A 13,134-nucleotide genomic window follows, 5' to 3' on the forward strand; every position below is an offset into this window, starting at 1 on the left:
GGTCTCTTTTCGAACCCGGTAGCTAAGGTTGTTTGCGCTGATGGTACTGCACTCGGTGGGGTGTGGGAGAGTAGGTCACTGCCGCCATGTTTTGTTAGTGTGTGGGGTGTGTATATGTCTTATCTGTTAGGGCATAGAACACACCCCACACCTTTTTTAATCTCTGCGCGCCAAAATTTACTGCTCAGCGCGCGGCCGAGCTGGAGTCGGCCTAAAATAAGCACAGCATCGTGATTCTTTACAATCGAACTGCGAGGAATGAAATGTCTGACCACGAAGAATGGAGCGAAGAACGCTCCGAAGACGACCGTCCGAAAGGACAATGGAGGTCCGCACGGCAACGGCGCGAATCCTCGCAGGATGAATCCGGAGAAGGCGGTGAGGGACGCGCTTGGAACGATCCCCGCGAAGCCTGGAATGACCGCCGAGGAGGCTCACGGCGTCGGGATAACCGTGAAGGAAACTGGAACCGTCATAATAACGACCGGCGTGGGGGCCGCGGCTATGGCCGCGACCGTGACTCATGGGAATCGCGAGATTCTCGCGGTGAACGCAACGGTGGAAACCGGCGTTCGTCGTGGAATCGTCGTGGTGACTTCCAGGATGGTCGCGACGAACGAGGCCACAAGGGCGGATTCCATAACCGTCACGACCGAGACGACCACCGCGGGTACCGGCGCGATTGGAATGATCGCGACTCGGGTGATTCACGTGAATCTCGCGGATCCTGGGATCGTGGCGGCGAAGGCCGCTACGACCGTCAAGACCGGCGCGGAGGACGCGGTGGCCAATGGCGCGATAACCGCCGAGGCCAGGACAAGCGATTCGGGGGCCGGCGCGATAATCGTTTCAATGAGCGCCCCGAGCGCGAAGATCGTCGTCGTACCGAAGAACATGAGGTACGCGAAAACAACAGCTACGGGCGCCGCGACCACTATGATGACAAGCCGCGCTTTGAGCGGGACGAACGCCGGCGTGACGACCATCGCCGTGATGATCACCGTCGCGATAACTATCGCCGTGAGGACCGGCGGCGCGAAGAGCGTGGTGGATACCGTGAGGACGATAAGCGTCGGCGCGATGACCGGCGCAGCCGCGGCGGCGTGAAGGATCCTTTCATTCCCGAAACGGTCAATGCGCAGGATCTTGCGGCGGAATCGCGGCGCAAGCTCAAGGTGCTTGCGCCGGCGGTTTCCGATAACGTGGCGCGGCACCTCGTTTATGCCGGTTCCATGATGGATCAGAATCCTGAGCTTGCCTACGAACACGCGAAGGCGGCCTACCGGCACGCCGCGCGTATCGATATTGTGCGTGAGGCGCTGGGATTGACCTCCTACCTGACCGGGCGGTACTCCGAAGCTTTGCGTGAGCTGCGTACCTACCGGCGCATGACCGATGATTATTCGCATGTGGCCCTCGAGGCGGATTCCGAGCGCGGGTTGGGCAGGCCCGAAAAGGCTCTCGCTTTTATCGCTGAGATTCCGCTCAAACGGCTTAATACCGCCACCACGCTCGAATTGGCGCTAGTGACTTCCGGGGCTCGTGCGGATGCCGGTGATTCTGAGGCTGGCCTGGCTGTTCTTGAGAAAATCAAGGTCGAGAACCTCGATGAGGAATTGCGGGCCCGCGTTGAGCTCATCAAGGCGGATCGCCTCGAAGAACTCGGGCGCGAGGAGGAAGCCGAAGAGCTGCGCACCCGCTGGAATCCGGTTTACAACGCCGAAGGTGAAGTCGAACTTTTCACCGCGGAGGAATCCGAGCCTGAACCGGCGCAGGAAGCTGCGCGCGAAGCTGAAGCCGAGACCGATGTGGATTCTGAGGCGGATTCTGAGGCGGATTCTGAGGCGGATTCTGAGGCGACATCGGAGCAGGAGTCCGAGCAGGAGTCCGAGCAGGAGTCGGAAGAAGAGTAATGGCGAGCCTGGTATCCCATTTCGACGGCGCAATTTTCGATCTGGACGGCGTGCTCTACCTTGGCACCGATCCAGCACCGAACGCCGCTGATGCTTACGCGCGCGCCATCGCGGCCGGAATGCGCCCGCTCTTCCTCACCAATAACGCCTCGCGCACCCAGGAAGAAGTCGCCGCGCATCTCGCAACCGTTGGAATCTCAGCCCCGGCCTCAACGGTGCTCACCTCCGCGATGGCCAGCACCCGCCTGGCCGCGGCGCAGGTGCCTGCCGGAGCAAAAGCCCTCGTCATCGGGGGCAATGGCCTGCATCGCGCGGTGAGCGAGACCGAGCTTGTGCCCGTCGCATCGGCCGACGATAATCCGGACGTGGTCATCATGGGTTTCTACCCGGCCATTGACTGGGCGGCGCTCTCGGAAGTCGCCCTGGCCATCCGGCGCGGAGCGCTTTTCGTCGCCACGAACCTGGACGCCACGCTCCCCATGGAACGCGGATTTATGGTCGGCTGCGGTTCGCTTGTGGCCGCGGTCGTCAACGCCACCGGGGTGACCCCGCTATCCGCGGGCAAACCCGATCCCGCGATTTTCGCCATTGGGATGGAGATGCTCGGATCCACCCACCCGCTCGCCATCGGCGACCGCCTCAATACCGATATTCGCGGGGCGCGCGCCGCCGGAATTCCCAGCCTCCACGTGCTCACCGGCGTGAGCGCCGCGCGCGATATTATGCTGGCCGCCCCGGCAGAACGCCCCGATTACCTCGGCGATGACCTGCGCGTCCTCAACGAGTACTACCCGGATATTCACCGGGAAGGCGAACGGTGGGTGGCCGGCGCGTCCTGGGCGCAGGTTGAAGAAGGGAACGACGGCGCAGCGGCCCGCCTGGTCACCTCCGATGGACGCGGGCCACACCTGGGTCTGGATACCTACCGGGCTGCGGTGCACGCGGTATGGGACGCGCGGGATCGCGGTATGGGGGAGAACCTTGTTCTCGAGGACATTACCGTGGAGCGGCGATGACGGACCAGGTGAAAAGCGTGGCTCCCTGGCCGGTGGTTCCCGCGCCGGTGGTTCCCGCGCCGGCGGTTCCCGCGCCGGCGGTTCCCGCGCCGGCGGTTCCCGCGCCGGCGGTTCCCGCGCCGGCGGTTCCCGCGCCGGGGGCACCTGGGCCGGGGGCACCCGGTCCGGAGGCTGCCGGGCCAGGAGTGCCCGCGCCAGGGGCGCCCGGGCCAGCGGTACCGCTCCCGAGCGCACCGCTCAATATCGAGGCAGCCCTCGATCATCTCAATGAGCTCGACCTGCCCGAACAGATTGAACAATTGGAGGCGATTCACGCCGAATTGGGCCGGCGCCTCTCCCGGGCGCGGGTCTAAACCAGAAAGGTGCTCGGCTATGGGGCGTTTACGGCGCGTTGACGCGGAACTTGTGCGGCGCGGACTCGCGCGCTCCCGCCAGGATGCCGCGGTACTCATCCGCGAAGGCCAAGTATTCCTGGACGGGGCTGAAATCACGAAACCCGCCCGCCAAATGGATCCCGCCCAGGCACTTCTCGTCAAAGAAGCCGCTCGGGATCGTTACGTATCCCGCGGGGCATATAAACTCCTCGGTGCTCTTGATTACCTCGGGGAGGCCGGCCCGCGCGTGGAAGGAGTCCGGGCCCTGGATGCGGGTGCGTCCACGGGCGGATTCACCGATGTGCTGCTGCGGCGCGGTGCCGCCCACGTGGTGGCCGTGGATGTTGGCTACGGTCAGCTGGCCTGGAAACTCCGCGAAGATCCCCGCGTCACCGTGCTGGAACGCACGAATGTGCGCACCTTAGATCCCGCGGCGGTCGCTCCCGCGCCGGATCTGGTCGTAGGGGACCTCTCCTTCATTTCTTTGCGACTGCTAGTCGCACCCCTTGCTGCCGCGAGTTCGCCACGGGCCGATTTTTTGCTCATGGTCAAACCGCAATTTGAGGTGGGCCGGGAGAAGATCGGTGCGCACGGCGTGGTTCGTGATCCGGAGTACCACGTGGAGGCGGTATGCGACGTCGCCCTTTCTGCCCGCGGCGCCGGGCTAGCCATCCAAGCAGTCGCGCCCTCGCCCCTGCCCGGGCCGGCCGGTAACGTTGAATACTTCCTCTACATGAAGAAAAATGCCCCAGATCTGCTCGGAGAGAACCTCGAGGAAAACGTGCGGGCGGCGGTGGCAGCCGGGCCGGCCGGGCAGGGACGGCCCGCGCGGTAGCGGGTAGGATACCTGAAGAGAGGGGAGGCATTCGATGGCACAACCAAAAGTCGCCCTGGTCGTCAATCGCACGTTACCACCGCAGATGGAACGTGCCGCTCACGATGCGATTGTCGCCCTGGAAGAACGCGGAATACAGGTGGATACCAGCGAAACGCTGGCGGGGGCCCGCGATGCGGATCTCATCCTCGTTATGGGGGGAGACGGCACTATTTTGCGCGGCGCGGAGCTGGGGCGCAGCACCGATGTGCCCATCCTCGGCATCAACTACGGGCATATGGGTTTCCTTTCCGAAGCGCAACCCGATGAGCTGCCCGCGGTGGTGGAACGTATCGCCGCGCGCGATTGGGTTATTTCCGAACGCATGACCATTGACGTGCATGTGCAACGCCCGGATGGCTCGTGCATCGTGCAGTGGGCCCTCAATGAAGTCTCGGTAGAAAAAGCTTTTAACTCCCGCCTCATCGAAACGTCCATTGGAGTGGATGGCCGCGAAATTTCCGCTTTCAAAGCCGATGCGGTTCTCCTTTCCACTCCCACCGGTTCCACCGCCTATAACTTTTCAGCCGGCGGCCCGGTGGTCTGGCCCAGCGTGGAAGCACTCCTGCTCACCCCGGTGGCAGCCCACGCTCTTTTCACCCGCCCGCTCGTGGTCAGCCCGTACTCCACCTTGGAAGTTCGGGTTTTGCGCGATGAAGCCATGGTGTCCTGCGATTCGCGGCGCCGGCTCGTTGCCCCGGAAGGAACTGTTATTACCGCGGTGCGGGGGGAGCGGCCCGTCAAGCTCGCCCGCCTGAATGAAACCCCCTTCTCCGGGCGGCTGGTGGCACGTTTCCACCTGCCGGTGCGCGGCTGGCGCGAGCGTGAGGTGCGCGAATGATCGAACAGGTACGCATCCGCAATCTCGGCGTGATCGCGGAAGCCGAACTTAATCTTGGGCGCGGGCTGACAGCCCTCACCGGGGAAACCGGGGCCGGAAAAACCATGGCGGTTACCTCCCTCACCCTGCTTTTGGGTGCGAAAGCCAATCCGGCCCGAGTGCGGGCCGGTGCAACCCAGGCAGAAGTGGAAGGAACCTTCCTCGTGGATGCGTCCTCCCCGCTCCTGGACCGCATTACCGAGGCCGGTGGACGCTATGACGTTGAGGGCGATACCGCCGCCGTTATTATTGCCCGGCATATCCCCGCCAAAGGCCGCTCCCGCGCTTTTGTAGGGGGCCGTTCGGTGCCCACCGCGGTGCTCACCGATATCGCGGCGGAACTCGTGACCGTGCACGGCCAATCCGATCAGATCCGTTTGGGCAACCCCAGCCAGCAGCGCGCCGCGGTTGATGAATTCGGGGGCGACACCATCACGCGGGCAAAAGCTACCTGGGAGCAGGCCTGGAAAAACTACGGTGCAGCACGCGAGGCCCGCGATGTCTTTCAGGCCGGGGCGCAGCGCGCCGCCCAGCAACGTTTGGCGTACCGCGCTTTACTCGACAAAGTCGAGGCGGTCAATCCCCAACCCGGAGAAGAAGAAGCCCTGCGGGCCCGCGCCCGGATTCTGGAAAACGCGGTGGAAATGTACGGGGCCTACTCAGCTGCCGCCGAAGCCCTGAGCGGGAATGATACCGAGGCCGGCGCCATATCCGCCCTGGGCGTGGCGCTTAGGCAACTCGAACGCGTCCTTGAGCTAAGCGGTTCTGATATGCCAAACGCCCAGCTCGAGGAGCTCCGCGAACGCCTGGAAAGCGCTGAAGCGGATATCACCGATATTCACGCGGATATTGCGGAACTGGCCCGTGGCACCCAGGCCCAACCCGATGAACTCTCCACTATTTATTCGCGCCGCTCTGAGCTGGCGGGGTTGCGCAAAAACCTAGGGATGAGCGGCGAAGAAATCCTGCGGGCCGCAACCGAGGCGCGCGCGGGCTTGGAGCAGCTTGATGATCCGGCCGCCACCTTGGAACGCCTTGAAAAAGAGCTGGCTCATGCCCACGGCGCCATGGAGAAAGCCGGTGCGGCCCTGCGGGAGGCCCGCGCCGCCGCCGGAAGCGAACTGGCCCGCGCGGTGGAAGCGGAACTTCCCGAACTTTCCCTGCCCGATGCCCATTTCACCGTTCAGGTTGAAGCCGCGGAACCCGGGCCTAACGGTGCGGATTCCGTCACTTTTTTGCTGGCCGCCCACCGCGGCGCGCCACTCGCCCCGCTTGCCTCCGGTGCTTCGGGCGGGGAACTTTCGCGTGTCATGCTCGCCCTGGAAGTGGGATTGACGGCCCGGCGCGCCCAGCAGGGTCACACGTTCCTTTTCGATGAAGTGGATGCCGGGATTGGCGGCCGTGCCGCCAGCGCCGTCGGGAAAAGACTGGCAAAACTGGCCGGAAGCGCCCAGGTTATTGTGGTCACGCACCTGGCGCAAGTCGCGGCCTGTGCCAAGCACCAACTCGTCGTCGTGAAACAGCTCGAAGAAAGTGCCGCACGCACTGAACTACGTGACGTTAGCGGGCCGGAACGCGAAGCCGAACTGGCGCGCATGCTCTCCGGAAGCGATACCGATGTGGCACGCGCGCACGCAGCTGAGCTACTTAAGGCCGCGAATGTGGCACTATAAAGCTTGTGGCATCGAAGTTATGGCGAAAAAAGAAGGTCGTTGCGGAAGGAACCCTGGCCGGTCCGGCTCGGGTGGACGCGCGCACCAAGAATCTCACTCGTCGTCTCCAAGCCGGCGATGTAGCGATTATTAACCACACGGACCTGGATCGGGTCGCCGCGGAAAACCTGGTGGCCGCGCAGCCCGTTGCCGTGCTCAATGCCGCGAAATCCATCTCGGGGCGCTACCCGAACCTCGGCCCCGCGATCCTGGAAGAAGCCGGTATCCCGCTTATTGACGATCTCGGCCCGGAAATTATGGATATATCCGAAGGCCAGTGGGTGGATATTGACGGGGCACGCGTGGTGGCCGGCGGGCGCGTTATTGCCGAAGGTACCTTGCAAACCGCGCAGAGTATTGCCCGCGATAGCGAGGCGGCCCGCGCCGGCATGACCGTACAGCTGCGTGCTTTTGCCGCCAATACCCTCGAATATCTCAACGAAGAACAGGGTCTCATCCTGGACGGGGTGGGGATCCCCGATATTCGCACGTCCATGGAGCACCGCCACGTGCTCGTGGTGGTACGCGGCTACGATTACCGGGAAGACCTGCGCGCCCTGCGCCCCTATATTCGGGAGAACCGGCCCCTCATGATCGGGGTGGACGGCGGGGCGGATGCCCTTCTGGAACTGGGCTACACCCCGGATATTATCGTCGGTGACATGGATTCGGTATCCGATAAAGCGCTGCGCTGCGGCGCCGAAGTGGTGGTGCACGCCTACCGGGATGGGCGCGCCCCCGGCAAGAAACGCGTGGAAGATCTGGGCGTGGATCACGTGGTCTTCCCGGCCACCGGCACCTCCGAAGATGTTGCCATGCTGCTGGCCGATTCCAAAGGCGCCAAGCTCATTGTGGCGGTGGGCACCCACAATACGATTCTGGAATTCCTCGATAAGGGCCGGGCGGGAATGGCCTCAACCTTCCTCACCCGCCTAGTGGTGGGCGGCAAACTCATTGACGCGAAAGGCGTCTCGCGCCTCTACCGCTCCTCGATTTCGAATTGGATGCTGGTTGCCCTGATTCTCGCGGGAGTTTTTGCGCTCTTCGCGGCCCTGGCCGTTACCGGTGCGGGCCAAACCTTCTTGTCCGTGCTCACCACTCGCCTCGGGGATCTTGCCGAGTGGTTCCGTAATCTCTTCTAGGAAAGTTAGCTGATGGTTGATTTTAGGTATCATCTCGTTTCCCTGGTCTCGGTGTTTTTGGCGCTGGCCATCGGAGTGATTCTCGGGGCCGGCCCGCTGCAAAATTCCATTGCGCACGGGCTGACCGGCCAGGTGGATTCCCTGCGCGAATCGCGCGATAAGATGCGCGTGGAGCTTGATCAACGCGGGGCGCAGCTCGATGCTGCGTCGACGGCGCTGCTAGGTGCCGGCGAACAACTCAATGCTGGAACGCTGACGAATCGGCGCGTTGCTATCGTGGCGGCGGCCGGGGCAGACGGGGCCGTCGTGGAGAAAACCCGGCAGAGCCTAACCGCTGCCGGGGCGCGTATCACCGGGGAAATCACCTTGGCCCCGGCTTTTACCGATACCGAATATGCCACGTACCGTTCCACGCTTTCCGGTAACCTCGGTTCTTACGTCAAGGATCTGCCCGCGGGTGGTTCCGCGGACGCGATTCTCGGGGCGGCCGTGGATACCGTGGTGCGTTCCGCGCCGGAAGATGCGGGGGCGACGACGCTCATCACGCTTCTGACCTCTCCGGAAAATAAGCTCATCGATGTGGCGGTTGCTCCGAGCGAAGCCGCCGAGGTGGTTGTTTTTATCACCGCTGATCCGGTGGAAGCCGCACCGGCGCCCGCCGATAAAGAGACCGCCTCTCCGCATATCGCGGATACCTACCAGGCGGCCTTCGCCGCCATAGCCGGGCGTGGCCCGGCGGTAGCGGTAGGCGCGGGGACCGACGGAAACTCTGTGCTGGGAGCCGTGCGCTCGGCCAAAGCCGGCTCCACGGTGGATTCGGCGCAAACGGCTCTCGGCGATGTCAATATTCCCATGGCGGTGGCTGCCGAACTACATGAACGGCACGTGCACCTCGGGGTAGCACCGGGGGCAGATAGCGCAATTGGGGAACGCCAGAGCGCTTCCGGGCCCGCGCCCGCGCAACCGGCCCCGGCTCCGCAGCCCGAACAGGCTCCCGCTCCGGCACCCGCACCCGCGGCCGGCGGGCAAGCTCCCGAAGGCGGGCAGGCCCCGGCTGGGCAGTAACGGTACCATGGGTGCATGACCCTTTCTGCTTTCTGGAGGAACCAGGTGCGCCTGGGCGCTGCCGCCCTGGCCGGATACGCCGCCGCGCGCGCCGCTGAGAAACTGCTTTCCCGGCGGCCCGCGCCCTCCTGGCAACGCACCGCGAAAGACGGGCGGAGCGTCAGTTTGCGGGAAGGCCCGGTCGCGGTGGCGGGTACCACCGTGGGCTGCGCGGCGGGAGCCCTGCTCTCCGGAGGCAGCTGCTCGGCTGGTCCGGTGATCGCGGCGCTCAGCGGGGGGCTGGCCGGATATATTGATGATTTTTACGAGGGTGCATTTTCGCGTACCTCCAAAGGGCTGCGCGGCCACCTCGGGGCGCTCTCCCGGGGCCACCTCACCTCCGGGGCGCTGAAAATAGTGATTATCGGGGCGGGCGCGGCGCTAGCCGGAAAGCTACCTACAGATAGGGGACTGCCGCCCTCTAAGCGATTCGCACTCCGCGCCGAACGCACCATTCTTATTGCCGCCACCGCGAATCTGATTAATCTCCTTGATCTCGCGCCGGGCCGGGCTTGGAAAGGCATCCTCATCGCCGCAGCTCCCTTCTCCCTGGTTAGCTACCCGCCCGCGGGGCCCGTTGCCGCGGCTCTGGTGGGCACCGGCGCAGCCTGCCTGCCCGAGGACCTCGCTGGCACGGTCATGCTCGGAGATACCGGGGCAAATGCGCTGGGTGCGGCCCTGGGGTGGGCACTGGCCAGCCGCGGCCCGTGGGTGCGGCGCGGGGCCCTGGGCGCCGTCGTCGCCCTTAATATCGCAAGCGAAAAAATATCATTTTCGCGGGTTATCGCAACCCACCCGTGGCTGCGCGCCCTCGACCAGGCGGGCCGGGCATGAAAAAAGTTCTCGGAACGGCACTCGGAGCAGCCGGAACCATAGCGATTCTCACCCTGCTCTCGCGTGCCATGGGCTTCGTGCGCGCCTGGGTGCAAAACGGGGCGCTGGGGGACTCACTCGCCGGGGAAGCGTATTCAACGGCGAATACCGTCCCGAATGTTCTTTTCGAAATCGCGGCCGGCGGGGCCCTGGCCGCCGCGGTTATCCCGCTCGTCTCCGGGTTCCTGGCGAAGGCCCTGGCCGCAGAAGTCTCCCGCACCGCATCGGCGCTGCTCACCTGGGTGCTCGCCATTGGAATTCCGGTGGCCGGGCTGGTGACCCTGGGTGCCCGTCCCATTATGGAGGTGCTCCTGGGGGCGGATTCGCCGGCGGCCAGCGTGGATTTCGCCGCCACGCTGCTGCGGATTTTCGCCTGGCAAATTCCGCTCTACGGGCTCTCGGTGGTGTGCACGGGGCTATTGCAGGCGCATAAAAAATTCGTGCTTCCCGCCCTCGCCCCGCTGCTGTCCTCCGTCACGGTTATTATTACGTTCCTTATTTTCACGGAACTCGCCGCCGGTAACCAGCACGATCCGGCCCGCATATCCCGCACCGCACTCTACGTGCTGGCCTGGGGTACCACGGCCGGAGTGGCGGTCTTTTCACTGCCCCAGCTCATCCCGGTGCTGCGGCGCATCACGTTACGGCCCACCTTCCGTTTCCCACCCGGGGTCGGGCGGCGCGCGCTACGACTGAGCGGAGCCGGGCTGGCCGGCCTGCTCGCCCAGCAGATTCAAATCATCGCGGTTATGCTTTTCGCCAATGCGCGCGGCGACGTGGGAACCTACCCGGTTTTCACGTTCGCGAACCAGCTCTATATGGTGCCCTACGCGGTGCTGGCCGTCCCCATTGCCACCGCGGTGTTCCCGCGCCTGGCGGAAGCTGCCGCGATTCCCGGGCGGCCGGGCCTGGCTCGTATTACCGCACGTTCCTCCCGCCTCGTTTTTGATATTGGCTTGCTGTGCGTGGCGCTGCTGGTGGCGGTGGCGGAACCCGCCCAGGCGCTGTTCGCGGTGGCGCGCCCGGTGGCCCATATGGATATTGCCATGCTGGCCATGGCGCCGGCCCTCCTCGGCTACGCCTTTATTTACCACGGTTCGCGGGTGCTTTACGCGGTGGAGGCGGCCCGCGCGGTCATTATCGTCAATTCGGCGGCGTGGCTGAGCGTTGTGGCGGTGCTCATTGGCGCGGCCGGCCTGGGGGTGCGCGGGCGCACCGAGGTCCTCATCAGTATCGGCGCGGCAATGTCAGTAGGCATGACGGTGGGCGGCATCGGCCATATCCTCGCGATCCAGCGCGCGGTAGGCCCCGGGGCGCTGCGCGGCGTGGGCTACTCCTTGCGCATCGTGCTCCCGGCTGCGGTGCTCGCCGGCGGGGTCGGATACGCCACCGGGCGCGCGATACTGCGCTGGTGGGGAGAAGGTGCCCTGGGTGCGCTGGGAGCAACCGGCGCGGCCGGCGCGCTCACCCTCGCCATCGGGGGAGTGGCGCTCTACCTGGTGGACCGGCGCGCGCTACGTTTGGCGCGTGATGCAGAGGCGCCGTCGACCCAAGAAATGCCGGCCATTGCCGTGGCCCTCGACGAAGCGAATGCATAAGGGCCGGGCCGCAGCACGCATGCATGGACGTACGCGCCCGCACGCATGGACGCACGGGCACGCTTGCACGTGCCCGCCGCGCGAAGGAAAGGAAAGACAATGAACCACGAGCTCAGCGACGAGTACCGCCCCGAGCATATGCGGCGCCTGGAGCGGCGCAGCGTGCTCGAATCGCCTTTTATTAACGTCTACGAGGACACGGTGGAACTACCCAGCGTGGGGGCGCGCATGGAGCGCTATTGGGTGGAGCATCGTGACGCGGTTGCGGTACTGGCGGTACGGAATAGCGGCGACGGCGCAGCTGAGGAAGTGCTTCTTATCCGCCAGTATCGGATCCCGGTCCGCTCGCTCCTGTGGGAAATTCCCGCCGGTATTCTTGATATTGAGGGTGAGGATCCCGCGGATGCCGCGCGGCGTGAATTACGCGAAGAAACGGATTATGAGGCCGGAAACCTGGAGTTCCTCACCAGCTTCTACACCTCGCCGGGTTTCACCAATGAACATATGACGGTGTATCTCACCCGCGATCCGGCTCCGGCCGCAAGCACCTTCGCTCGCGAGGATGAAGAAGCGGAAATTGAGGTGCGGTGGGTGCCGCTCGCCCGGGTGCGCGAGGCGATTCTGGCTGGGCGGCTCGGCAATCCGCAGCTGGTGGCCGCGGTACTCGCCTACCTGGCGCGTAGCGCTTAGCCACGGGCGTAACCCGCGCGCACGGCGGGCGGGCACCGGCACGCTCGCGCCTTTTTGCGTCCGGTTAGGCTGTCCAAACTAGATTACGCAACGCCCGTGTTGTTTAATTGGATGGCGAGGTCCTAGATATAGCAGGCCGGCGCGTGATAAAGCAGCGGTGGGCGATTCGGGGGAGCCGCGGGCTACGGCCCAGGGTTCCGAGCAGCGCTCATGGATGCTCGGTGAAGGTGTAGAACAGTGGAAGGGGTGGTGATCCAGATGGCAGCGGAAGAAAGCGCAGGGATCCGCCCCCGGGAAGAAACAACCCGAGAGGGAATTCTGCGCCTCATTATGGAACGCGGGCCCATTAGTGCCGCGGAACTAGCCCAGCTGGCTATTCTCACTCCGGCGGGCGTGCGCCGCCACCTGGTGGCGCTCGAAGATGCCGGTGCGATCACCGAATGCGAGAAACCCGGGCAGCGCGAGGCGCGGGCCGGGCGCCCGGCCCGCTATTACGTGGCGACCGATACCGGGCAGAACGCCGGGGCAACCTCGTATCACACCATGGCGAATGCCGCCCTTGATTTTCTGCGCGAAAATCTGGGGGAGGCCGGGGTGGAGGAATTTGCGCGCCGGCGGGAACGTTCCCTGGTGGCGCGTTACCGCGATGCGCTCGGGGATACCGAAAACCCCGCGGAACGGCTGCGCCGCCTAGCGCGTGCCCTCACCCAAGATGGCTACGCCGCGTCGGTTCGGGATGTTCCGGGCACGCAGGATGGGCCGCGCCAGATGATCCAGTTGTGCCAGGGGCGCTGCCCCTTGCGCGATGTCGCCACACACCATCACTTTTTATGCGCGGCGGAAACCCGCGCTTTTCACGAACTACTCGGGGTTCCCGTGCAACGCCTGGCAACCATTGCATCCGGGAGCCACGTGTGCACGGTGACGCTGCACGCTGACAGCGTTTAAATCGGGAGGA

General features: G+C 64.6%; 13 protein-coding genes and 1 rRNA gene. All 14 read left to right on the forward strand.

The genetic code is table 11. The annotated features are described in order from the left end of the window. A 5S ribosomal RNA gene (rrf, locus tag ACRQHG_RS08110) occupies window positions 1-87 on the forward strand; the annotation flags it as partial. Between the two features lie 273 nt (window positions 88-360). Continuing rightward, a complete protein-coding gene (locus tag ACRQHG_RS08115; RefSeq protein ID WP_435713596.1) occupies window positions 361-1,107 on the forward strand; it encodes a hypothetical protein in 747 nt (248 codons plus the stop codon). Then, window positions 1,104-1,913 (forward strand): hypothetical protein, encoded by an 810-nt coding sequence (locus ACRQHG_RS08120; protein WP_435713595.1) that lies wholly within the window; start codon window positions 1,104-1,106, stop codon window positions 1,911-1,913. Before ACRQHG_RS08115 ends, ACRQHG_RS08120 begins: the two co-directional genes overlap by 4 nt. Then, on the forward strand, window positions 1,913-2,929 hold the full coding sequence (locus tag ACRQHG_RS08125; RefSeq protein WP_435713594.1) for an HAD-IIA family hydrolase: 1,017 nt from the start codon (window positions 1,913-1,915) through the stop codon (window positions 2,927-2,929). The genes ACRQHG_RS08120 and ACRQHG_RS08125 overlap by 1 nt, the downstream gene beginning before the upstream one ends. Then, a complete protein-coding gene (locus ACRQHG_RS08130; protein ID WP_435719922.1) occupies window positions 2,926-3,282 on the forward strand; it encodes a hypothetical protein in 357 nt (118 codons plus the stop codon). Before ACRQHG_RS08125 ends, ACRQHG_RS08130 begins: the two co-directional genes overlap by 4 nt. A gap of 19 nt (window positions 3,283-3,301) precedes the next feature. Beyond that, window positions 3,302-4,138, forward strand: coding sequence for a TlyA family RNA methyltransferase (locus ACRQHG_RS08135; RefSeq protein ID WP_435713592.1), 837 nt, complete (start codon window positions 3,302-3,304; stop codon window positions 4,136-4,138). A 34-nt stretch (window positions 4,139-4,172) separates the two neighbouring features. Further along, a complete protein-coding gene (locus ACRQHG_RS08140; RefSeq protein ID WP_026429285.1) occupies window positions 4,173-5,018 on the forward strand; it encodes an NAD kinase in 846 nt (281 codons plus the stop codon). Then, a complete protein-coding gene (gene recN, locus ACRQHG_RS08145; protein WP_435713591.1) occupies window positions 5,015-6,730 on the forward strand; it encodes a DNA repair protein RecN in 1,716 nt (571 codons plus the stop codon). Before ACRQHG_RS08140 ends, recN begins: the two co-directional genes overlap by 4 nt. 5 nt (window positions 6,731-6,735) lie before the next feature. Then, window positions 6,736-7,911, forward strand: a complete 1,176-nt coding sequence (steA, locus tag ACRQHG_RS08150) for a putative cytokinetic ring protein SteA (RefSeq protein ID WP_016442698.1) — start codon at window positions 6,736-6,738, stop codon at window positions 7,909-7,911. Window positions 7,912-7,923: 12 nt separating this feature from the next. Next, window positions 7,924-8,976: a copper transporter gene (locus tag ACRQHG_RS08155; RefSeq protein ID WP_435713590.1), complete on the forward strand. Its 1,053-nt coding sequence runs from the start codon at window positions 7,924-7,926 to the stop codon at window positions 8,974-8,976. 15 nt (window positions 8,977-8,991) lie between these two features. Then, a complete protein-coding gene (locus tag ACRQHG_RS08160) occupies window positions 8,992-9,849 on the forward strand; it encodes a hypothetical protein (RefSeq protein WP_435713589.1) in 858 nt (285 codons plus the stop codon). Next, complete coding sequence (gene murJ, locus ACRQHG_RS08165; RefSeq protein ID WP_435713588.1) at window positions 9,846-11,486, forward strand: murein biosynthesis integral membrane protein MurJ; 1,641 nt, start codon at window positions 9,846-9,848, stop codon at window positions 11,484-11,486. The genes ACRQHG_RS08160 and murJ overlap by 4 nt, the downstream gene beginning before the upstream one ends. A 99-nt stretch (window positions 11,487-11,585) precedes the next feature. Then, window positions 11,586-12,176, forward strand: coding sequence for an NUDIX domain-containing protein (locus ACRQHG_RS08170; RefSeq protein WP_435713587.1), 591 nt, complete (start codon window positions 11,586-11,588; stop codon window positions 12,174-12,176). Window positions 12,177-12,413: 237 nt separating this feature from the next. After that, window positions 12,414-13,124: a helix-turn-helix transcriptional regulator gene (locus ACRQHG_RS08175; protein ID WP_435713586.1), complete on the forward strand. Its 711-nt coding sequence runs from the start codon at window positions 12,414-12,416 to the stop codon at window positions 13,122-13,124. The last annotated feature ends 10 nt before the right edge of the window (window positions 13,125-13,134 follow it).

This window comes from Actinotignum vesiculae (assembly GCF_051267215.1).
Taxonomy (GTDB): Bacteria; Actinomycetota; Actinomycetes; order Actinomycetales; family Actinomycetaceae; genus Actinotignum; species Actinotignum schaalii.